A 21824-nucleotide genomic window follows, 5' to 3' on the forward strand; every position below is an offset into this window, starting at 1 on the left:
TTATCTCAAAGCCTTCCCCCGGATCTTACCTAAGTAAGAGAGAAGGACGGGGGAGGCTTTAGCGTTAGCGGTTAATCAAATTGATTAGACGTATTCGCTTCACCCGCGGCTTTTAGTGCATTCTCACCCGCGAAGTATTCTTTGTGATCATCACCGATGTCTGAACCAGACATGTTTTGGTGTTTAACACAAGCGATGCCTTGGCGTATCTCTTTGCGCTGAACATTTGCAACATAGCCCAGCATGCCTTGGTCACCGAAGTATTCTTTTGCAAGGTTGTCGGTTGACAGCGCTGCAGTGTGGTAAGTCGGTAGAGTAATCAAGTGATGGAAGATACCCGCTTCACGAGATGCATCCGCTTGGAATGTGCGAATCTTGTCATCAGCTCGTTTAGACAATTCAGTTTCGTCATATTCAGCACTCATTAGGCTAGCACGGTCGTAAGCTGAAACATCTTTACCTTCTGCTACCATCGCATCGTATGCTTGTTGGCGGAAGTTTAGCGTCCAGTTGAATGATGGAGAGTTGTTGTAAACCAGCTTCGCATTAGGGTGAACTTCACGTACGCCGTCCATCATCTCTTTGATTTGACCGATGTGTGGCTTCTCAGTCTCAATCCATAGTAGGTCAGCACCCGCGTTGATTGCTTCAATACAGTCGAATACACAACGGTCTTCACCAGTACCTTGGCGGAATTGGTATAAGCCTGAAGGTAGACGCTTAGGTCGAACTAGCTTGCCGTCACGGTTAAAGCAAACGTCGCCTTCTGCCATATCTGCAACATCGATCTCTTCAACATCTAGGTATGAGTTGTAGATATCACCTTGGTCGCCCGGCTCTTTCACTACTGCGATTTCTTTTGTTAGGCCAGCACCTTGAGAATCGGTACGAGCAACAATAACGCCGTTGTCGATGCCTAGTTCAAGGAAAGCGTAACGAAGTGCGCGAAGTTTTGCGTGGAAGTCAGCGTGTGGAACCGTTACTTTGCCGTCTTGGTGACCACATTGCTTCTCATCGGCAACTTGGTTTTCAATTTGTAGACAACATGCGCCTGCTTCAATCATCTGCTTAGCCATTAGGTAGGTCGCTTCTGCGTTACCAAAACCTGCATCGATATCGGCGATGATTGGCACCACGTGTGTTACGTGATTGTCGATTTTGTCTTGGATAAGGTCTTGTTGGTTAACGTCGCCCGCTTCACGTGCAGCGTCTAGCTCACGGAATAAACCACCCAGTTCACGAGCATCGGCTTGGCGCAGGAATGTGTATAGTTCTTCTACTAGGCCTGCAACCGATGTTTTCTCATGCATTGATTGGTCTGGAAGTGGACCAAAGTCAGAGCGAAGTGCAGCAACCATCCAACCAGAAAGGTATAGGTAACGACGGTCAGTCTTGCCATCAAAGTGCTTCTTAATAGAAATCAGCTTTTGTTGGCCGATGAAACCATGCCAGCAACCCAGAGACTGAGTGTATTGAGAGCTGTCTTCGTCGTAAGCCGCCATGTCTGCACGCATGATATCTGCCGTGTATTGCGCAATATCCAGACCTGTTTTGAATTTGTTTTGAGCTCGCATACGAGCAGCAGATTCAGGGTTAATTGCATCCCATGGAGCACCAGCAGCGCTTTTTGCAACTTCAATCATTTCGATATCTTGTGTAATTTGCGACATAACTATTCCTTAGTTTCACGTGGGGTATGGTTGCCAAATTGGCTTGGATTAAAACTTTGCTATGGACAAAGAATAACCACGCATGTGATAATTTTGTTAATTTATAGTTATTATATTCGGTATTTTTCTTATGAATATTGCTCGTATAGACCTTAATTTGCTTGTGTATTTAGACATGTTGCTACGTGAAAGAAACGTTACACGAGCAGCAAATCAATTGGGTATTACTCAACCAGCCATGAGTAATGGCCTTCGCCGATTGCGTGATCTGTTTGAAGACCCGCTATTAGTGAGAACAAGTGAAGGGATGATACCGACCGAACGCGCGCACAAGTTGCAGCCACTGATTCGAAACATCTTGGCGAATGTAGAGAAGACACTGCAGCCGACCACAGAGTTTAATGCAGAAGACAGTGAACGCGTGTTTCGTATCATGGCGAGTGACTATGCAGAGTCGACCATTATTCAGCCGCTATTGAAAAAACTGAGCGAGATAGCACCGAAAATACGACTGGATATAATGACGCCAAGTGATGTGAGCTATCAGGATGTAGAGCAAGGTACCGTTGATATAATTATCAACCGATTTGACGATATTCCTCAGTCGTTTCACCAGATGAGCCTCTGGCACGACGGGTTTTCTTGCCTATTTAGTTGTGACAACCCGATCGCCGACAACTTCGATATTTTGTCTTATTTAAAGGCACAACATATTTGGGTAAGTAAGACAGGTATGGGAACGGGAGTGGGAATAAACCCAAGTGAAGCACAAAAGCTTGGTTGGATAGATGAGGCATTAATGCGCATCGGTAAAACCCGTAACATCACGGTGTTTACTCGACACTATTTGTCGGCGATTCTCTTCGCTCAGCAGAAGAACCTTATCCTGACTATTCCTACCAAAGCAGCTCAACTGCAGCGCAATAATCCTAGATTGTTGATCAAGCCTGCGCCATTTGCGATTGAACCCTTTGAGGTGAAGATGGCGTGGAGTCCATTGTTACAAACCAATCCAGACCATCAGTGGATGCGTCGTTTGATTAAAAGTGTCGCTAACGAAATCGAGAGTGGAGTGACGGAATAACATAGTTTGTAGGGTATTTTTTATATGAATATCCAATATAACCGGCATAAATTAGCTAAATTCATGTCCGTTAAGTAAGTTTAAATCAGTAAAGTAAATTTGAGCTAGTCACGAAAATTTATTGAGTAGCCATCAATTAGTTTGAGAGAGATTTTATGAGCAGTCGTATTCAACAGGGAAGCTTGAACATTGATAGCACCCTCTACCAATTAATTAATGAGCAGGTGATTCCTGGAACAGGCATTGTCGCTGAAGACTTTTGGCAATCATTTGCAACCATTCTTGAAGATTTGGCGCCAAAAAATCGCGCATTGCTTATCAAGCGTGAAGATCTTCAACATCAAATTGACGTTTGGCACCAAGAGCGTGCCGGGCAAACGCTAGATCCTGTAGAGTACAAACAGTTCTTACAGCAGATCGGTTATTTGGTTCCTGAAGGCGATGACTTTCAAGTGACGACAGCCAGCGTAGAACCTGAGATCGCAACACAAGCAGGGCCGCAGCTTGTGGTGCCAATCATGAACGCACGCTTTGCACTTAACGCAGCCAATGCGCGTTGGGGCAGTCTATATGATGCGCTCTACGGAACGGACGTGATCAGTGAAAGTGATGGCGCGGAAAAGGGCGGAAGCTTTAACCCTGCTCGTGGCGCTAAAGTAGTGACTTATGCTCGTGAGTTCCTTGATGATGCAGCGCCATTAAACGGTGTCTCTCATAAAGACGTGACCAAATACAGCATCAGTAACGCTAGCATCGGCAATAAGCTCATAGCGACACTCGATAACGGCGAAGAAGTCACTCTCATTGATAGCGACCAGTTCATTGGCTATCAAGGTGACGCAAGTTCCCCTTCGTGCATTCTTCTTAAACACAATAATCTGCACATCGAAATTCAAATTGACCCAAGCGCACCGATTGGTAGCGTTGATGTGGCGGGTATTAAAGATGTATTGGTCGAAGCTGCCCTAACAACCATTATGGATTGCGAAGACTCGGTTGCTGCAGTTGATGGTGAAGACAAAGCATTGGCTTACCGTAACTGGTTAGGCTTGATGAAAGGTGATCTGCAAGAATCACTAGAGAAAAACGGCAAAACTATTGTTCGTAACCTTAATCCCGATCGCCAATACACCAGCGTGACGGGTGGTGAGATTTCACTAAAAGGCCGCAGCATGTTGTTCATCCGTAATGTCGGCCACTTGATGACTAACCCTGCGATTATTGATGCCGAAGGTAATGAAGTGCCTGAAGGCATTATGGATGGCATGATCACTTCGTTAATTGCGATGCATGATTTAAAAGGCAACAGCGCGTACCAAAACTCGACTGCGAACAGTATCAACATCGTAAAACCTAAGATGCATGGTCCTGAAGAAGTCGCGTTCACCAATGAGCTGTTTGGTCGCATTGAAGATGCATTAGGGCTAGATCGATTCACGATCAAAGTTGGCATCATGGACGAAGAGCGTCGTACTTCGGTTAACCTTAAAGAATGTATTCGAGCGGCTAAAGATCGTGTTGTGTTCATCAACACAGGTTTCTTAGACCGAACGGGTGATGAGATTCACACCAGTATGGAAGCGGGACCATTCGCTCCTAAAACACAGCTGAAAACCATGACTTGGATTGGCGCATACGAAGATCAAAACGTTGATCTTGGCTTAGCTTGTGGCCTGCAAGGTAAAGCCCAGATTGGTAAAGGTATGTGGCCAGAGCCAGACAACATGGCGAAGATGATGGATGCGAAAATCGGACATCCACAAGCGGGTGCTAATACTGCTTGGGTTCCTTCTCCAACCGCCGCGACTTTGCACGCGCTGCACTATCACAAGGTGAGTGTACCAAGCCGTCAGAAAGAGCTTCGTGAGCGAGTGAGAGCCAATGTTGATGATATTCTTACTATCCCGCTACTGGGCAACCAAAAGCTGACTGCGCAAGATATTCAAAGTGAGCTGGATAACAACACACAAGGTATTCTGGGTTATGTGGTTCGTTGGATTGATCAAGGCGTTGGTTGTTCGAAGGTACCTGATATTAACGATGTCGGCTTGATGGAAGACCGAGCGACGCTGCGTATTTCAAGCCAACATATTGCGAACTGGTTACGTCACGGCATTTGCGAGGAAGCTCAGGTAATGAAAACCATGAAGCGCATGGCCGCAGTGGTGGATGAGCAAAACGCTGGCGACCAGAGCTACCGTAACATGGCGCCTGACTTTGAAAACAGCATTGCATTTTCAGCGGCGTGTCAGTTGGTATTCGAAGGCTGTGCTCAGCCGAGCGGTTACACCGAGCCAGTACTGCACGCGATGCGTCTAAAACTGAAAGCACAGGAATAGCGAAGCAACCGAATAACAAAAATAGAGAATGTAAAATACTAAAAAAAGCCCCCCCCCCTTTAACCGAGCCCAAGGTGCCGCGCTTTTATAGCGCGGCTTTTTTTTGATTCATTTTTGTGAAGGGAAAGGTGGAAAGTGGGTCAGGTTAGTGATCACTAAGACTTAATTATTTCCGAGCCCTAATCACTGCCAGAACTTAGTTACTACCAACCTTATTTTCCGCCAAAGCAAAGATACTTAATGTCCATGTACTCATCGATGCCTTCTTTCGCACCTTCACGGCCAATACCTGATTGTTTCACGCCACCGAAAGGCGCGACTTCGGTTGAGATCAGGCCATCATTAATACCCACCATACCGTACTCAAGTGCCTCTGCGATGTTCCATACTCGATGAATGTTCTGACTGTAGAAGTACGACGCTAATCCATAAATGGTATCGTTGGCCATCTCGATAAGCTCTTCGTCCGTGTCGAATTTCATCACAGGCGCGACTGGGCCAAATATCTCTTGTTGAACGATGTCCATGCTGTGTTTTACATCTTTAAGAACAACAGGCTGAATGAAAAGCCCATTAAGCTCCTGAGTTGGCGTTACAGGCGCAGCACCTTGTTCAATCGCTCGGTTTATCAAAGCTTGGATGTTGTTCTTCGCATTCAGGCTGACAACAGGTCCAATCGTGACACCCTCATCTAAACCGTTACCAATCTTAAGCTGCTGAACCGCTTGATCGAATTTAGCCACAAACTCATCGTACACTTTACTGTGAACGTAGAATCGGTTCGCACAGACACATGTTTGACCTGCATTACGGAACTTCGACGCCATTGCGCCTTGAACGGCCGCGTCGATGTCAGCATCGTCAAACACAATAAAAGGTGCATTGCCACCAAGCTCCATAGAGGTGCGTTTGATGCCTTTTGCAGCTTGAGCCATCAAAATGCTGCCCACACGGGTCGACCCAGTGAAAGAGATTTTTTTGATCAACGGATGCGAAGTGAATAGGTTGCCCACTTGTTCAGGGCTTTCACCAAGAACGACTTGAAGTAGATCCTTAGGGATACCCGCTTGATAAGCCAGTTCAACCACAGCAAACGCAGAAAGCGGTGTCTCATCCGAAGGTTTCACGACAAAGCTACAACCCGCAGCTAAGGCAGGAGCCGCTTTACGAGTGATCATTGCAATCGGGAAGTTCCATGGCGTAATCGCACATGCGACACCAATAGGCTGCTTGATGGTCACCAAGCGTTTGCCAGCGACTGTGCTAGGAATGGAATCCCCATAAGTGCGCTTTGCTTCTTCTGCAAACCACTCAATGAAGCTCGCGCCATACACCACTTCGCCTGTCGCTTCGGCTAACGGCTTACCCTGTTCCATTGTCATGATTCGAGCAAGGTCATCTTTGTTTTCAAGGATCAGCTGGTGCCAACGATGAAGCAGTGCAGCACGAGATTTAGCAGGAATTTTTGCCCACTCTTTCTGTGCTAAATGAGCTCGTTCAATCGCGCTCGCTAACTCTGTTTTTGATGATACCGGTGCGTGCCCGATGAGTTCACCCGTTGCTGGATTGGTCACGGCAACCGCGTTATTCGCTTCTGTCACCATAAAAGAGAGTAAGCGCTGGTTATTAATTTCTAGCATGTGATTCCTTCTTGATGATTACTTAACACGTGTTGGTGCTGTTATTGAGTTGATGTCTATGCAGTGCTGATGATTCGCTTTAGCCTGCCAAGGTTATTCTTGCGCCCAGTTGTCTGCTTCTATCTTCGCTAATGCTTTTGCTGCTTTTTGAAGTGCGGGCAAGAATTTTATTGCTTCGTCCGGTTTCACTCGAATCACAGGTGCTTGTATCGCTAGGCCTAGGTTTGATTGACCTGTTGGTGAGGGTATCAGCACAGCGATACAGACTAAGCCTGGCAAAAACTCTTCATCATCAATAGCAAAGCCTTGGATTTTCGCTTCTTCGATGTCTTTCTCTAACATCGAATAGTCTGTAATGGTGTTCACTGTGTATTGAGTCAGAGGCACATTTTCAATTAATCGTCTGCGCTGTGACTTAGACATGTGCGCCAAAAATAGTTTTCCGCTTGCTGAGCAATGCACTGGGACGCGAGAGCCTGGGTGTAGATGAAAACGAAGGGGTGCTTCAGTTTCTGCGCGATCAAGATAGATGATCTCGCCACTTGATAGCGCCGTTAGGTTACAGCTTTCACCAACTTCTGCTCTCAGGTTTTCAAGAATAGTGCGTCGGGCACTGTGCATGGTGCTATTCAACAATAGGTTTTCGGCAAGTTTTCTGAGTCGAATACCTGAGCTGTAGTGCTTCTCATCGCCGTCTCTTTGAATAATGCCTGCCGCTTCTAACTGCTGAAGCATTCGGTGCAGCGTAGGTTTTGGCAGTCCAGTTTCTTCGACTAATCCTTGAAGAGAAATAAACTCGTCTTTTTGCGCTATCACCTCTAATAGTGAAAAAAGTCGGAGAGTCGGTGTATCCCCTTGAACTGGTGGTGTTTCTGTTTGCATATAATGATCCATCCTTGCGATATGTCTATGCCTAAGAGTGTACATACCAAATCATTATTCTTCAATTATCTGAATAAAATTTGACCTTTTTTATTATTTCAATAATATAAATATAAATTATGGAACAATTAATCTCAATAAATGGAATTTAAGATGAAGGCGATTGAACGGATTATTGACAAGGCTCACTTAGATCGTAAGCGAGTGGTTTTGAGTGAAGCTGAGGACCCGCGAGTACTAGCAGCCGCAAGAATGGCGATAGACAAACAGCTCGCTTACATCACCTTAGTCGGGGATGAACCAGCGATCATCGCTGCTGCAGAATTGCATCACATTGATCTTGTAGGCATTCATATTGTTTCCCCACAGGCGTCATCACTCAAAGAAGTGCTCGCTGAGCGGTTGTATACATTAAGAAAAGCGAAAGGTATGACTTACGATGATGCGCTAGAGCTGGTTCTAGACCCACTCGTTTTTGCCAATTTGATGGTCAGAGAGGGGCTGGTGGATGGCACAGTTAATGGTGCGGTTTATACCACGTCTGATGTGGTGCGAGCTGCGCTTCAGATTATCGGCCCCGCGCCAAACAGTGAATTGGTGTCCAGTTTCTTTCTGATGATGTTGTGTGAGCCTTTCCATAATCTTAAAGGCGGCATGATTTTTAGTGACTGTGGTTTGGTGATTAACCCCAATGAAACCGAGCTAGCATCGATTGCAGTGGCCGCATCAAACAGCGCTCAAACGCTACTGATGGAAGAACCTAAAGTCGCAATGCTGTCGTTTTCGACCAACGGCAGTGCCAAGCACGAATCGGTCGATAAGGTTCGTAACGCGGCTCAACTAGTGAAACAGCGTTGTCCCGGAATCGCCGTCGATCAGGATGTTCAACTCGATGCCGCGATTGTGACTGAGATTGCCGCGAAAAAGCTGCCAGATTCAGAGGTGAAAGGTCAATCGAACGTGTTGATATTCCCCAATTTAGAAGCCGGTAATATTGGTTATAAGCTTGCGGAAAGATTAGGCGGGGCAGTTGCGATTGGTCCACTGTTACAAGGGTTGAATCAACCTGCGAATGACTTATCAAGAGGGTGTAGCGCACAAGACATCTTTAATGTAATCGCGGTGACCGCGGTACAAGCGCAGCAAGGGAAAACAGCAAATTCAAAGACTGACGTGGCGGCTGATTCTGAAAAAAGAGATGAATCGACATTTGATTTTAGGTATTAACATCTCGCTCCTGAATCTTGCTCTCATATTCACCCCCAAAACAACCTAACTAGGACTGCTAATGGAGTTACCTGTTTTACTCGCTATTCTTGCCACAATTGCGGTGGGTACCTACTTCCAAACTGTCACGGGTTTTGGCCTCGGTATCATCGTGATTGGTTTAACGGTCAGTCTTAATTTGGTTTCTTTACCCGTGATTGCCGCTGTGGTTAGCATCGTGACCTTGTTCAATTGCTTGGTCGCGTTGATGGGTAAGCCACTGCTTGGGGAACTCAAGATTCTGGTGGTGTTGGTCATCGGTATTATTCCCGGCGTTTCGATGGGGGTGTACTTGCTGGACGAGTTAAGCGATTCGGCAACGCATATTCTCCGAGGACTATTGGGTGCGATGGTGCTATTCGCAGGTTTGAGTTTTATGTTCAAACCTAAAACCAGAAAGGATCGTTCGGCAACTGTATCGTTTTTGTTGTCTGGTTTTAGTTCTGGCTTAGCGGGAGGGTTGTTTGGGATGGCAGGTCCACCGATTGTTTATCATCTCTATCGGCAACCTTTTTCGCTCGATCTGGTGCGAAGCACACTGCTGATGGTGTTCGCTTGTACGTCGATGTCACGTACTGTCAATGTCTACGCTGCAGGCGACATGGAACAGAGCATACTGTGGTTATCTGCTATTGCTGTTCCCTTGGTAGCGCTTGTCACGATGTTTGCTCGACGTTTCCCACCGCCGTTGTCTAATGATCAACTCAGAAAGCTAGTGTTTATTGTATTGATGTTGATTGGTGGGTACTTGATGGCGGTCTCTGCATGGTCGTTGTTTTTGGCTTAGAACGTTTTCATTATCAAAATTATCTTTGAAGGAGAAGGGCTTGATTCTCGTTTAATGCTTGATGACACCCTCCTCACTGACACGTCAGCGCTTTAGCATCTCAAAGATGCTCCTACATAGCCCGAACAAGCAGCTCTCTTGTACGTCCAAGGTAATGTTGTTGCGGTAATATGGGCTCAAATCCACTCCCATCCCCACGCCATGAATCTCAATCCCGTTTTTGATCGACTCACGTTCAATCACTTGTTTGAGGTGGTTATCCAAATAGAACTGATCGTTGGCGGTGCTGGTGGCGGTATCCATCGGGCAGCCGTCTGAGAACACGATTAAAACCTTTCTTTGTGCACTGTGCTGTTGCAACCGCTGACTAGCGAACTGCACCGCTTCGCCATCAATCCCCTCTTTAAAGATGTCTGCTTTACGAAGACTCGCAATGCCAAGGCGAGATCGTCTCCAATGCGTATCAAAATCCTTAAACACGATGTGCCGAACTTCGTTCAAGCGGCCTGGGTGCTTTGGTTGGCCTTGTTTAAGCCACCGTCGATAGACCTTGCCACCATTCCAGTTGTTGGTAGTGAAGCCAATGATCTCAAATGGGATATCAGCCAATCCTACAGATTTGAGAATGGTGTCCATCAACAAACTTAGCTTGTGACTGTGCTTTTGCATTGAACCTGAACAATCCATCAAAAACGTGATGGCACATTGATGAGATGCGCCGATGTCAGGTTGATGAAAGACAGTGCGATCTAATGGCGAAGTGATGAGCTTGGTGATGGTCGTGGCGTTAACAATGCCTTCTTCTAAATGCTCCTGACGTCGGTTCCTCTGTGGTGTGGCAACAAAGCTAGTAAGCATAGCGGCTAAACGGCGAGTGTTGACTTGTCTCGCCATGATGTCATCGGTGAGTTTCTGCCTCAGTTCGAGTAATAGGGCGCGCCTGACGAGTTTATCTGCGGCGATGACTTGATCAAATTCTGAATTAAAGACCTGATAATTCGCGCCCGAAAGCTCGAACACCTTACTACTGCCTGTGATGTCAGTATCGACGTCTTGATCTTGAATGTCGCCATCAACGATAAGGGCAAGCTGCGCAAGGATCTTGATGTCTTCTTCAACGCTTGGCGTAGCCGAGTTATCGCTCTCTTGCTCTTGGTTGATGAGCTCTTGTGCAAGGGTTGCCAACTCGTTGGCGCAGTGTGCAAACTGTTGTTGGTCGGTTCTATGTTGTTTTAAGCGTTTCAGGCTATGCCCAAAAGTAGGCACGATGCCGGCGCGAGTCGATTCAATGGTCTCAGCGATAGGCTCAGACACCGGAACGTCAGTTAAGCGGGTGTAGATGACTTGCATCAGTGTAAACAGCAACATGCCTATTCGTGATTCGGTAAAGCCATTTTGATGATATTGGTTGCTCCAATACGCAAAGTTGAATTGGATACTGGTGGTCACGCCTTTTAGATAAGGCGGGACTTGAGATTCAATTCGGACCTGTTCGCAGAAGTCGTAAAGCAGACGTTCTATTTCGTTTTGAGGGCGCAATGAATAATGGAGGTCAGCGTCTGAAAGCAATAATCGCAGTGCCGATGAATCGATCTTACCTTGCATCGATAGCTTGCTGCTTTTTAGCTCGTGGCGAGATACAAAGGTGAGATCGTTAGTATGTGCGGACTGGTAATAACAGGGCTTATTGCCTTTATAGAGTCGTTCTCCCCGATAGTTCAGATCGAGTTCACCACTGATTGCTCTGGCGACAGACACACCAATATCGAGGATCTTTTTCTGCTGAGAAGAAATATTGGCCATGGTTTACGACTCCGAGTGCGAATAATTTTGAGTATGCGCTTCCAAGGCTTCACCAAAGCAACGGAAATAGTATTCGCTAACCAGTTCTTTCTCTTCGTCTTCACAGCGATTCAAGAATGACAACCTAAATGCGGTGGCTACATCATCGAATATTTGGATGTTTTCAGCCCAAGTGAGCACTGTTCGCGGAGACATCACCGTCGAAAGGTCGCCAGCCCGAAACCCGTTACGCGTTAACCCTGCGGTGGCGATCATTTTTTCGACCAGTTGTCGGCCACTTTCATTATTCAGCTTCGGAAGCTTAGATAACACGATTTTGGTTTCATGTTGTGGGTCTAAATAGTTGAGCGTAGCGATGATGTTCCATCTATCTAACTGACTGTGGTTAAGCACTTGAGTGCCAGAATACAAACCTGAGAAGTTACCCAAGCCAAGCGTGTTGCAGGTTGCAAACAAGCGGAAAGAAGGGTGAGGCGTGATCACTCGGTTTTGTTCTAAAGAGGTGTATTTGCCGTCTTGTTCTAATAGCTGTTGAATCACAAACATCACGTCAGGGCGACCAGCGTCGTACTCATCCAATACCAGTGCGATGGGTTGTTGAATGCTCTGAGGAAGAATGCCTTCTTTAAACTCTGTTACCTGCATTCCGTCTTTAACGACGATGCTGTCTTTACCTATGAAATCCAATCGACTTAAGTGTCCGTCTAGGTTAATCCTCAAACACGGCCAATTCAATCTCGCGGCAATTTGCTCAATGTGAGACGACTTGCCGGTTCCGTGCGTGCCTTGTATTAATGTGCGACGATTGGAGGTGAACCCCGCCAATATAGCCAACGTCACTTCGGGGTCGAAACAGTAGTTAGGATCGACTTTAGGAACATATTCGCCCGCATGTTCAAATGCCATCACCGTTAGGTTGCTGTCGATGCCAAAGCGTTCTCTTACACTTACCGGCTGCGTTGGTACCAATTCCGCCTCTTTCATCATATTTCCCTCTATATAGCTCATCACTTGTCGCTGCTATCGCGATATGTCATCGATTATTAACAGCTCCGGTTAAGTTAACGGCACTTTTTGTACGAAAAACTACCAATAATGTGATCCAGTTTTATTAATTAGAATGAATTGTTCCATTTTAATATAAAAAGTTGACGCGCAAAAATTCTACTACTAAGGTGAAAATGAATTCGAAAAAGAGACAATTCATTCCGAAAAATGAAATTTTGGTTAACTCAAGGAGAATGGAAGAATGAGCGAGCAAGAAAAACGTACGGTTGTTTCCGGCACAGTAACAATGACACCATCAGAAGCGTTCGTTGAAACTATGGTTGCTAATGATGTTACCGATATGTTCGGCATCATGGGGTCGGCATTTATGGACGCAATGGATATCTTTGCTCCTGCTGGCATTCGATTGGTCCCAGTAGTACACGAGCAAGGCGCTGCCCACATGGCAGATGGTTACTCTCGTGTATCTGGTCGCCATGGCGTGGTTATCGGGCAAAATGGCCCGGGTATCAGTAACTGTGTAACAGCAATTGCAGCTGCGTTCTGGGCACATAGCCCGGTCGTAATTGTGACGCCAGAGACAGGCACTAAAACAATGGGCTTAGGTGGTTTCCAAGAGTGTAACCAGCTTCCAATGTTCCAAGAGTTTACTAAATATCAAGGACACGTAACGCACCCAGACCGTATGGCGGAATACACAGGCCGATGTTTTGACCGCGCAATGAGCGAAATGGGTCCGACTCAGCTGAACATTCCACGTGACTACTTCTACGGTGAAACTCAAACCGAGATCCCTAAACCAGCGCGTTTAGACCGTGGTCCCGGTGGCGAGAAATCTCTGAATGAAGCAGCAGACCTGATAGCTGAAGCGAAATTCCCAGTCATCATTTCTGGTGGCGGTGTGGTAATGGCTGACGCAGTTCAAGAGTGTGCGGCACTGGCAGAAAGACTGGGTGCTCCTGTTGTGAACAGCTACCTACACAATGATTCTTTCCCTGCTAGTCACCCATTATGGTGTGGTCCTTTAGGCTACCAAGGTTCGAAAGCAGCAATGAAATTGATGGCTCAAGCGGATGTGGTTATCGCTTTGGGTACACGTCTTGGTCCATTTGGTACCTTGCCTCAACATGGCATGGACTACTGGCCGAAGAACGCGAAAATCATTCAGATTGATGCAGACAACAAGATGCTTGGTCTGGTTAAGAAGATTTCGGTTGGTATCTGTGGTGATGCAAAAGCAGCAGCGGTTGCTCTATCTGAAAGATTGGAAGGCCGCGCACTGTTGTGTGATGACAACAAAGGCGCTCGCCAAGATACAGTCGCAACAGAGAAAGCACTTTGGGAAAAAGAGCTTGATGAGTGGACACACGAACGTGACTCGTTCAGCTTAGATATGATTGAGGAAAACTCACACGAGACTCCGTTCTCTGGTGGTGAATACCTACACCCACGCCAAGTACTGCGTGAGCTAGAAAAAGCGATGCCTGAAGACGTTATGGTCTCGACGGATATCGGTAACATCAACTCAGTGGCAAACAGCTACTTACGCTTTGAAAAACCACGCAGCTTCTTTGCTGCAATGAGTTTCGGTAACTGTGGTTACGCATTCCCGACCATCATTGGTGCGAAAGCTGCGGCACCTCATCGTCCCGCTATTTCATATGCAGGCGACGGTGCGTGGGGCATGAGCCTGATGGAAACCATGACATGTGTTCGCCATAACATTCCAGTGACAGCTGTGGTATTCCACAACCGTCAATGGGGTGCAGAGAAGAAGAACCAAGTCGACTTCTACAACCGACGCTTTGTTGCCGGTGAACTTGAAAACCAAAGCTTTGCAGAGATTGCACGAGCAATGGGCGCTGAAGGTATCACGGTTGATAAGCTAGAAGATGTAGGTCCAACCTTGCAAAAAGCCATCGACATGCAGATGAACGAAGGCAAAACAACCATCATTGAAATCATGTGTACTCAGGAGTTGGGCGACCCGTTCCGCCGAGATGCGCTATCAACACCGGTTCGTTTCCTAGATAAATACAAAGATTACGTATAAGTCGTAGGAAGTTTGTCCGGCCATGGTATTTTCGAGAGTGTTAGAGAAAGTGCAATCGAGAATGTGGTCGGGCAATATTAACGGGTATTGGCAATGTACTTAAGTGAATACCGGCAACCCGTATTTCAATAATCCTTAGTCAAACGTTAGAACATGAATTAAATGACTGTTGTACATATAAGTGGTTTTAGTTATATAAACTTTGTCGTTCCTTATTAATCGACCCTTAGCTAATTGCTCCTTAGTTAATGGTTTTATAACTGTTAGTTATTGATGAGGATATATGGCCATTGATAAAGACATATACCTATTGTCATTTTTAAAATCATTCGTAACGATACTGATTAACCATGATAGTTAATTTTTAATTGTAATAAATTTAAATTAAGTGACCTATTACATGCATGCTGTGAACAATGAACGTTATATAAGCTCACTCGAAGAGTTGTATAAAATAATTAATTCATTAATGAATAAATGCAGTGACCAACGTGGTTTGATGTATAACGTGTGTGATTATGAAAATAATAATCTAATGCCAAGCTTAGGTCGCTCAAATCGAAAGAATATTCGCCGTGTCGAACAAGAGATTCTCTCGACCGTGAGAGTTTATGGCGGGCATTCGTTGAGTGCACACGAGATAAACGATTGGTTATTGATGTGTTTAGCCAAGAAACAGGGGTTTCCTACCCGTTTACTTGAGTGGACAGATAACCTGGTCAATGCGTTGTGGTCTGTGTGTCATAGCCAAAGTAAAGACTGTATCAATATTATAAAAGCTATTGATTATCAAAATGTTAGTGTTTTTAGCTCGCCGTGTGATCTCAACAAAACTCAGATATTTAATGTGGCTGATTGTGATCAGCAAGAGCCACGCAAGGAGAAGTGGTATTCCATTCACCCATTTAAGGAAGGTGGCAATGATGCCATTCAGCCTTTGTATGATGAGAAAGAGTATTCAAACGGTCTAGTGTCCGTTCATATTCTTCCATCAGTGAAAGTAAACCTGATAAAGGAGTTAATATCCATGAATGTTTTAAATGAACCGACAGAGTATGTCGAAGAGAAACTAACGGATTTAAAAAACGAAGCTCATTTAGATAGCAATCAAGCAATGAATAAAGGTGAGGGTAATATTGAATTACAAGTGAATACTCATGATCGCCAGCTTGAGCAGTATGGCCGAAAGTACCATCAAGATTTTGATTTCGACTAAAGTCTAATATTTCTACTGATTTTATTTAGAGCTCATATAGATCTAGTGATTACGAGATAAATAAAATTAGAACACCAATTAATTTATAAAAAGATGAAATCTGTGAGCTTAAAGATTGTTTATAAAGTAACTCGAAGTTAGAGTGATGAATCTTGTTATCAAGTTGTTAAATTTTTACAGATCTAGTTTAAACACTCTAATAAAAAAGTGGCGCAAAGCTACTGAAATTTAAACCAATAACGAAAACATAAAGGATTCTGGAATATGAATATGCAAACCAATGCAGCGACATTCGTGCTGGAAAACCAAGTCGACACCGCCTTTTTACAGTCTTTTAGTGATGCATGGAATAACCATGATATTGAAGCGCTAATGTCGTTTATGACCGAAGACTGTGTCTTCCACACCGTGGCAGGAGAAGGCGAACTTGGAAACACTATCGAAGGGTACGAAGCCGTTCGCAATAGCTTTGAATTGGTTTGGCAGAACTTTCCAGATGCAGCCTGGAGCGATCCTGTCCACTTTGTGTGCGGTGACCGCGCTGTGAGTGAATCTACGTTTTCTGCGACGCACCCGGATGGCAGTGTCATCGAAGCTCGCATGGTCGACGTGTTTACCCTGAAAGATGGAAAAATCAGCGTAAAAATCTAAGTCCTGACGATAAACCGATTCTCACTGAGATGTTAAATCTAGCCAAAGAAAATGGTCGTGGCGTTTACACCTATCGATGGTTAAATCCGCTGTCGAGCAAAGTGGAAACTAAGCACACTTACTATCGAGTTATCGACAATAAGCTAGTAGGGGTCGGTTATTACACAAATTCAAACAAGACGTAAAAATGAATATTCTATGATCATAAGTCTATTTAAATTAATGGCTTACGACTCTTTTTACCCCTAAAAATAGGAGTGTGTAAAAAAGCAATTTAGTAAAATTCACACTGTGTAATTTTTGTTGTGAAATTGTTTCAAAAATAACAGTAGTATGAAAAACATGGAAACCACACAGTAAAGAACAATTTTGAAAAGGGTCTATTGGGATGTTTGACCTAAATGAAATTTAAAGCCGTACGAGGGATAGACTATGAATATGCTGACACTGGACAAAACAGAACTTCACAGAAACCATTCAACATTTATTGCTGAAGCTGTCTTTGCCGTCGAAATGGTGAAAGCAGACAAGCAACTCGAAAAACAGAAAATGGCGAAACAGTTGCTTGATACTTTATTTCCTCTTGAGGCGGGTTCACACGAAGACGCGGTGAGCTACGAGATTGATTACCGACATGTTCAGGTTTACTTCAAAAACGGTGAGCACACCGGCCTAAAACGCGCTAAACACTTTGTAGCTTACACAGGTGATAAATCTAAGCCTTCAGCAATCCTATTCCGTGATGAAAGCGGTACGCACGTTGAAGTGACAATCGGCGCTCGTAAAGGCACAGGCCGTCTGGAGTTGGTTGATATTCAAGATATCCAATTAGAGACGTGCACTACGTTTGGTCAAACTGAGGCCAGCCGTTCTTCTGGCATCCGTCACTGGGTGAGCCTAGTGAAGGGCGATGAAAGCGGCCGCCCGAATGCATCAAGTGAAGACAAAGAGTTCACTGCGAAAAATGGTGAAGACTATAACCTAGGTTTTTGCTTCGCAATCTAACGAACTGTCTTTGAAATGTGCAGTGCTGATCTGTGAGACGCAGCGCTGACATTTGAGCACTGATTTCTCTTTTACCTTTGGTAACTTTCCCCGCCCCTATAGCGGGGCTTTTTTATTAGAGCTATAAGTAAATTGGGTGATTATTAAAATTATCTGCAAAAAGTTTGGATGTGATTTTACGGTGCGTCATTTTAATTTAAATTGTTGTATTTGAAGGTTTTTATTCTTTTGTTTTATTCTGTTTTTATTGGGTTAACTATCACTATCAACGGTGGTTTGGGTGACTATTGAGCTAAAAATCAGTCAAAATGCTTTGAGCTGTGCTATAATGTGCGCCTTGGGATTGAGCCAGTAAGTCCATTTATCACTAACTATTGTGATTTTTATTGCCTTTTATTTAGGCGATGCGGCGAGCCAATCAAGTAGTAGTTGGATATGGAGAGCGTCCTTATATTCGTTGAATCGGATATGCGAACATCATAATTTATGAGTTTTAAATCAAAAAAGTACAGTATTGATTCTACTGACTATCAAGTTGGTCAAGACAACGTCAGTAAATGGGGCATGGATGTCCATAACACAGTTTTCGTAGCCTCAGTTGGCTTATCTCTTCTCTTCATCATCACTCTTCTTGCTCTTCCTCCTGCAGATGCTAAAGCTGCAATTGATTCTATTAAGGGTGCTGTTCTATCAAAGTTTGACTTCCTGTTTATGTGGGGAGCTAACATCATGCTAGCGTTTGCTGTTGTTCTTGCTTTTTCACCGTTGGGTAAAATCCGTTTAGGTGGCGAAGACGCGACGGCGGACTATTCAATGTCATCTTGGATTGCGATGTTATTCGCAGCAGGTATGGGTATTGGACTTATCTTCTGGGGTGTTGCAGAGCCAACTGCGTTCTTCACTAACTGGTTCGGAACGCCATTAGACGCAGAACCTTTCACAGCCGCTGGTCGTGAACTGGCGCTAGGCGCAACCGTATTCCACTGGGGTTTTCATGCATGGGCTATCTATGGCATGACGGCGCTTTGTCTGGCGTACTTTGTTTATAACAAAGGCTTACCGCTATCAATGCGTTCTGTGTTTTACCCAATTCTGGGTGAGCGTGTGTGGGGCAAAACTGGTGATGTAATCGATGTACTAACCGTACTGGTTACTCTGTTTGGCCTTGCGACTTCATTGGGCTTAGGTGGTACACAAGCAGCAAGTGGTATTAGCCACGTGTTCGGCTTGGAAAACAACATCTTCCTTCAGCAATCTATCATCGTTCTGATCATGGGCTTGGCGATCATCTCTGTACTACGTGGTATGGACGGTGGTGTTAAGTTCCTAAGTAACCTGAACATGGTTATTGCATTCATATTCCTTGGTCTTATCGCTGTATTGAATTTCACAACTGTGCTTGATTCAATGGCAACTGCGGCAACGGGCTATGTGAAAAATATCGTAGCTTTGAGCCAAAGTGCGGGTCGTGAAGACACAACATGGCTGCATGGTTGGACTGTGTTCTACTGGGCATGGTGGGTAGCGTATGCACCTTTCTTCGGTATGTTCGTAGCGCGTATTTCTAAAGGCCGTACGGTTCGTGAATTCCTACTTTGCGTATTGATTATCCCAACATTGGTGACTTCAGCTTGGATGTCTATCTTCGGTGGCGTAGCTATCGAGCAAGTGATTAATCAGGTGGGGCAACTTGGCCTCGACCAAGGCATTACAGATGTATCTCTAAGCTTGTTTTACATGCTAGATGCTTACTCGTTCGGTAGTATTCTGTCTGTTCTCGCAGTCGCGCTGATCATCGTGTTCTTCGTTACAACGTTGGACTCAGGTTCTATCGTTATCGATGGCATGACGGCGGGTGGTAAATTAGAAGTGCCAGTGAAACAGAAAGTCGTTTGGGCGGTTATCTCAGGTGCTATCGCGATGGTGATGCTGTGGATTGGTGGTACTCAATCAATCCAAGCTCTGCAATCTATTACGATTATTGCAGCACTGCCGTTTACGATCATTCTTTTGATTGGTTGTGTGAGCTTGTTGAAAGGCCTACTGACAGAAGTCGGTAAAGGGCAAGAAACGGTTACTCCGGCCACTAAGTAAGTACCTCTAGATAGGAACTTACTCTAATCAGCAGATTCAAAGCTCCCTTGCACCGCGTGCAAGGGAGCTTTTTTATGCCGTAGAAGACATCAGCGAAAGAGAAACAAAAAAGAGCCACAAGTGAGTAGTCATTTGTGGCTCTTTTAGTTCTTGGCTCTTAGTTATTAGTCTAGGTGCCCGGTTCTAGCTATGAGCGGGTTTACGCTTACGCGTTCAATTCGTGCTGAATAACGTAATCCAAAGCACCAACAACAGCAGCAACTTGAGCATCGTTACACTCTTCGTCTGTTACTTTGTCACTGTCTGGGTAAACCTCTGTGGTTGTACCGTACTTACAGTCAGTCACGCCGCCACATAAGCCAAGCTTCTTCATTGGGTAGTTGATCACGCCGTGTTGAGTGACGTCTGAACCAATGATCTTGCCTTCGTCATCCGCAGGCGCAATGTGGGTTACTTTTTCAACTGAAGCGATGACAGCAGCTTGGAATTCAGGTTGTGGGTTTTCAGTATCGCCAACAGTGTAGAAACCGTCTGGGATCATACCTTCGATGTACTCAATGCCATCACGAGCTGCGAGTGCAGGTCGGAATTCAGTTTCATCAGAGTCTGTCGTTTCATGTAGATCAACGTGAACTAAGATTTCTGGTAAAGAAGCGACTAATGCACGTAGGTTTGCTGATTCTTCTGCTGGCGTACCGTCGTAGAAAGAGCGGTTTGGATCAACAGCATTTGGATTCCAGCGGTTGATCACTTCGTAGCCCCAAGGGCTCACACAAGGTGCGACAACAATGTTGAAGTGCGCCGTGTATTTTTCTGCTTGAGTCGCAGCGAATTTGATCGCGCCATGCACGCCACTGGTTTCGTAACCGTGAACACCACCTGTTACCAGAATCGTCGGCTTTGACTCGTCCCAGTTTTTGCTCTTGATAGCGAAGAGTGGGAAGCGAGCTTCGTCGTAGCTCAGTGCGCCGTATTGTTCGATGTCAAAGCGGTCTGCCAGTGCTTTAATCTTTGGTACAACTTCTTGCTGGTATTCACGCTTAACCGTTCGTTGAGCTAACCATGCTTGACGTTCTGCTTGTTGCCATTTTTGCCCTGGCTTACCAATCGGGTAGGTAGATTCACTTTTCATCTATACTTTTTCTTTTATGTTCGTGAAAGATTAAGACAGATTATTCCTGTCTAACAGAGACAGCAATAGAAAACACAACTTGTGACTTTATTTTTTACAGACTCATAACTTTGATGAGTGAATTGATGGTGTTACATTTTATTGATGGTTCAATTCTTTATAAAGAGACAACAAAATGGCTGGAGCAAGTTTACTAACACTGTTAGATGACATTGCAACCGTGTTGGATGATGTCGCATTGATGTCTAAGGTAGCCGCTAAAAAAACCGCAGGCGTATTAGGTGACGATTTAGCCCTTAACGCCCAGCAGGTATCCGGTGTTTCTGCTGAAAGAGAAATCCCAGTGGTATGGGCGGTCGCAAAAGGCTCATTTAAAAACAAGCTGATTTTGGTTCCGGCAGCACTATTGATCAGTGCATTCATTCCTTGGTTGATCATGCCACTACTGGTGATTGGTGGTCTGTTTCTTTGTTTTGAAGGGGCAGAGAAAATCTTAGAAAAGCTTTTTCCTCATGCTCATCAACACGAAGAGAAATATGAGGAAAGCAGCTCGGGTGAATCTGTTGAAGCGTATGAGAAGCGAAAGGTCTCAGGCGCAATTCGTACCGACTTCATCTTATCTGCGGAAATCATTGTGATAGCTCTGGGTACCGTAACGGGTACAAGTATCGTGACTCAGATTCTTGTCGTAAGTTTGATAGCCGTTGTGATGACGATTGGTGTTTATGGCTTAGTGGCTGGGATCGTTAAGCTGGATGATTTAGGTTTTTATCTCCAGCGCACATCGAATGGGAGTACCATTAAAACCAGATTGGGTAATGGGTTAGTCGCCTTTGCACCAAAGCTGATGAAGATGCTTGCGGTTGTCGGCACGGCTGCGATGTTCTTGGTTGGTGGCGGTATTGTGGTGCACAACGTTCCTGCGATTCATCATTTAATTGAACCGATTATTATGGATTTTAGTGGACATACGATTGCGACTGCGGTGGTACCAACGCTATTAAATGGTGTGATTGGGGTTTTATCTGGATTGATTGTCGTTGCTATTTGGACTGCTATCGGAAAAATTCGCGGTAAGTAATCGTTAAATTACTGCTGGGAATAAGACAGTCTTTCATCGAAACAAAAAAGGGTCACCATAATTACTATGGTGACCCTTTTCGCTAAATGGAGGGTGTTTATTTAACAGCCCAA

At 45.0% G+C, this 21824-nt stretch carries 16 protein-coding genes and 1 pseudogene; 11 read left to right on the top strand and 6 right to left on the bottom strand.

What is annotated here, in order from left to right; translation table 11 throughout:
- Nucleotides 1–71: 71 nt before the first annotated feature.
- Entirely contained in the window at nt 72–1670 is a 1599-nt protein-coding gene (locus AB4167_RS01185) for an isocitrate lyase (protein WP_017071002.1), read from the bottom strand.
- A 130-nt stretch (nt 1671–1800) separates the two neighbouring features.
- On the opposite strand from AB4167_RS01185, the gene AB4167_RS01190 reads away from it, so the two are divergent.
- Complete coding sequence (locus tag AB4167_RS01190; protein ID WP_009845781.1) at nt 1801–2754, top strand: LysR family transcriptional regulator; 954 nt, start codon at nt 1801–1803, stop codon at nt 2752–2754.
- 155 nt (nt 2755–2909) lie between these two features.
- The gene (locus tag AB4167_RS01195) at nt 2910–5093 is read left to right on the top strand and encodes a malate synthase G (protein WP_136981763.1); all 2184 of its coding nucleotides are present in this window, start codon (nt 2910–2912) and stop codon (nt 5091–5093) included.
- A 212-nt stretch (nt 5094–5305) separates the two neighbouring features.
- Here AB4167_RS01195 and AB4167_RS01200 read toward each other — a convergent pair whose 3' ends face one another.
- Nucleotides 5306–6733, bottom strand: a complete 1428-nt coding sequence (locus AB4167_RS01200; RefSeq protein WP_136981764.1) for an NAD-dependent succinate-semialdehyde dehydrogenase — start codon at nt 6731–6733, stop codon at nt 5306–5308.
- A gap of 93 nt (nt 6734–6826) precedes the next feature.
- Nucleotides 6827–7615: an IclR family transcriptional regulator gene (locus tag AB4167_RS01205; RefSeq protein WP_136981765.1), complete on the bottom strand. Its 789-nt coding sequence runs from the start codon at nt 7613–7615 to the stop codon at nt 6827–6829.
- Between the two features lie 153 nt (nt 7616–7768).
- Between AB4167_RS01205 and pta the strand changes: the two genes are divergently transcribed.
- Nucleotides 7769–8842, top strand: a complete 1074-nt coding sequence (gene pta / locus AB4167_RS01210; RefSeq protein WP_136981766.1) for a phosphate acetyltransferase — start codon at nt 7769–7771, stop codon at nt 8840–8842.
- 61 nt (nt 8843–8903) lie between these two features.
- A complete protein-coding gene (locus tag AB4167_RS01215; RefSeq protein WP_054543163.1) occupies nt 8904–9668 on the top strand; it encodes a sulfite exporter TauE/SafE family protein in 765 nt (254 codons plus the stop codon).
- 84 nt (nt 9669–9752) lie between these two features.
- Here the strand turns inward: AB4167_RS01215 and AB4167_RS01220 are convergent, their stop codons facing one another.
- Nucleotides 9753–11471, bottom strand: a complete 1719-nt coding sequence (locus AB4167_RS01220; protein WP_136981767.1) for a cobaltochelatase CobT-related protein — start codon at nt 11469–11471, stop codon at nt 9753–9755.
- A gap of 3 nt (nt 11472–11474) precedes the next feature.
- Complete coding sequence (locus AB4167_RS01225; RefSeq protein ID WP_372135995.1) at nt 11475–12458, bottom strand: AAA family ATPase; 984 nt, start codon at nt 12456–12458, stop codon at nt 11475–11477.
- Nucleotides 12459–12720: 262 nt separating this feature from the next.
- On the opposite strand from AB4167_RS01225, the gene xsc reads away from it, so the two are divergent.
- From xsc to AB4167_RS01255, 6 genes and pseudogenes are all read left to right on the top strand, one after another.
- The gene (xsc, locus tag AB4167_RS01230; protein WP_004731917.1) at nt 12721–14532 is read left to right on the top strand and encodes a sulfoacetaldehyde acetyltransferase; all 1812 of its coding nucleotides are present in this window, start codon (nt 12721–12723) and stop codon (nt 14530–14532) included.
- A gap of 400 nt (nt 14533–14932) precedes the next feature.
- The gene (locus AB4167_RS01235; protein ID WP_136980005.1) at nt 14933–15748 is read left to right on the top strand and encodes an FRG domain-containing protein; all 816 of its coding nucleotides are present in this window, start codon (nt 14933–14935) and stop codon (nt 15746–15748) included.
- A gap of 264 nt (nt 15749–16012) precedes the next feature.
- Entirely contained in the window at nt 16013–16399 is a 387-nt protein-coding gene (locus tag AB4167_RS01240; protein ID WP_136980003.1) for a nuclear transport factor 2 family protein, read from the top strand.
- A pseudogene (locus tag AB4167_RS01245) lies at nt 16393–16584 on the top strand (hypothetical protein); the annotation flags it as partial. The gene AB4167_RS01240 and the pseudogene AB4167_RS01245, both read left to right, overlap by 7 nt.
- Nucleotides 16585–16831: 247 nt before the next feature.
- The gene (locus AB4167_RS01250) at nt 16832–17404 is read left to right on the top strand and encodes a malate synthase (RefSeq protein WP_017070684.1); all 573 of its coding nucleotides are present in this window, start codon (nt 16832–16834) and stop codon (nt 17402–17404) included.
- Between the two features lie 486 nt (nt 17405–17890).
- A complete protein-coding gene (locus tag AB4167_RS01255) occupies nt 17891–19498 on the top strand; it encodes a BCCT family transporter (RefSeq protein WP_171732749.1) in 1608 nt (535 codons plus the stop codon).
- Nucleotides 19499–19703: 205 nt separating this feature from the next.
- Here the strand turns inward: AB4167_RS01255 and AB4167_RS01260 are convergent, their stop codons facing one another.
- Nucleotides 19704–20630 (bottom strand): M14 family metallocarboxypeptidase, encoded by a 927-nt coding sequence (locus AB4167_RS01260; protein WP_372135996.1) that lies wholly within the window; start codon nt 20628–20630, stop codon nt 19704–19706.
- A 175-nt stretch (nt 20631–20805) separates the two neighbouring features.
- Between AB4167_RS01260 and AB4167_RS01265 the strand changes: the two genes are divergently transcribed.
- Nucleotides 20806–21711, top strand: coding sequence for a DUF808 domain-containing protein (locus AB4167_RS01265; protein WP_372135997.1), 906 nt, complete (start codon nt 20806–20808; stop codon nt 21709–21711).
- Nucleotides 21712–21824: the final 113 nt, after the last annotated feature.

The organism is Vibrio sp. 10N.286.49.E11, from assembly GCF_041469505.1.
Taxonomy (GTDB): domain Bacteria; phylum Pseudomonadota; class Gammaproteobacteria; order Enterobacterales; family Vibrionaceae; genus Vibrio; species Vibrio crassostreae_C.

Bases quoted from the DNA above. Each gene is read 5' to 3' on its own strand.
- AB4167_RS01185 (WP_017071002.1), bottom strand. From the start codon at position 1,670: ATGTCGCAAATTACACAAGATATCGAAATGATTGAAGTTGCAAAAAGC.
- AB4167_RS01190 (WP_009845781.1), top strand. From the start codon at position 1,801: ATGAATATTGCTCGTATAGACCTTAATTTGCTTGTGTATTTAGACATG.
- AB4167_RS01195 (WP_136981763.1), top strand. From the start codon at position 2,910: ATGAGCAGTCGTATTCAACAGGGAAGCTTGAACATTGATAGCACCCTC.
- AB4167_RS01200 (WP_136981764.1), bottom strand. From the start codon at position 6,733: ATGCTAGAAATTAATAACCAGCGCTTACTCTCTTTTATGGTGACAGAA.
- AB4167_RS01205 (WP_136981765.1), bottom strand. From the start codon at position 7,615: ATGCAAACAGAAACACCACCAGTTCAAGGGGATACACCGACTCTCCGA.
- pta (WP_136981766.1), top strand. From the start codon at position 7,769: ATGAAGGCGATTGAACGGATTATTGACAAGGCTCACTTAGATCGTAAG.
- AB4167_RS01215 (WP_054543163.1), top strand. From the start codon at position 8,904: ATGGAGTTACCTGTTTTACTCGCTATTCTTGCCACAATTGCGGTGGGT.
- AB4167_RS01220 (WP_136981767.1), bottom strand. From the start codon at position 11,471: ATGGCCAATATTTCTTCTCAGCAGAAAAAGATCCTCGATATTGGTGTG.
- AB4167_RS01225 (WP_372135995.1), bottom strand. From the start codon at position 12,458: ATGATGAAAGAGGCGGAATTGGTACCAACGCAGCCGGTAAGTGTAAGA.
- xsc (WP_004731917.1), top strand. From the start codon at position 12,721: ATGAGCGAGCAAGAAAAACGTACGGTTGTTTCCGGCACAGTAACAATG.
- AB4167_RS01235 (WP_136980005.1), top strand. From the start codon at position 14,933: ATGCATGCTGTGAACAATGAACGTTATATAAGCTCACTCGAAGAGTTG.
- AB4167_RS01240 (WP_136980003.1), top strand. From the start codon at position 16,013: ATGAATATGCAAACCAATGCAGCGACATTCGTGCTGGAAAACCAAGTC.
- AB4167_RS01250 (WP_017070684.1), top strand. From the start codon at position 16,832: ATGAATATGCTGACACTGGACAAAACAGAACTTCACAGAAACCATTCA.
- AB4167_RS01255 (WP_171732749.1), top strand. From the start codon at position 17,891: ATGAGTTTTAAATCAAAAAAGTACAGTATTGATTCTACTGACTATCAA.
- AB4167_RS01260 (WP_372135996.1), bottom strand. From the start codon at position 20,630: ATGAAAAGTGAATCTACCTACCCGATTGGTAAGCCAGGGCAAAAATGG.
- AB4167_RS01265 (WP_372135997.1), top strand. From the start codon at position 20,806: ATGGCTGGAGCAAGTTTACTAACACTGTTAGATGACATTGCAACCGTG.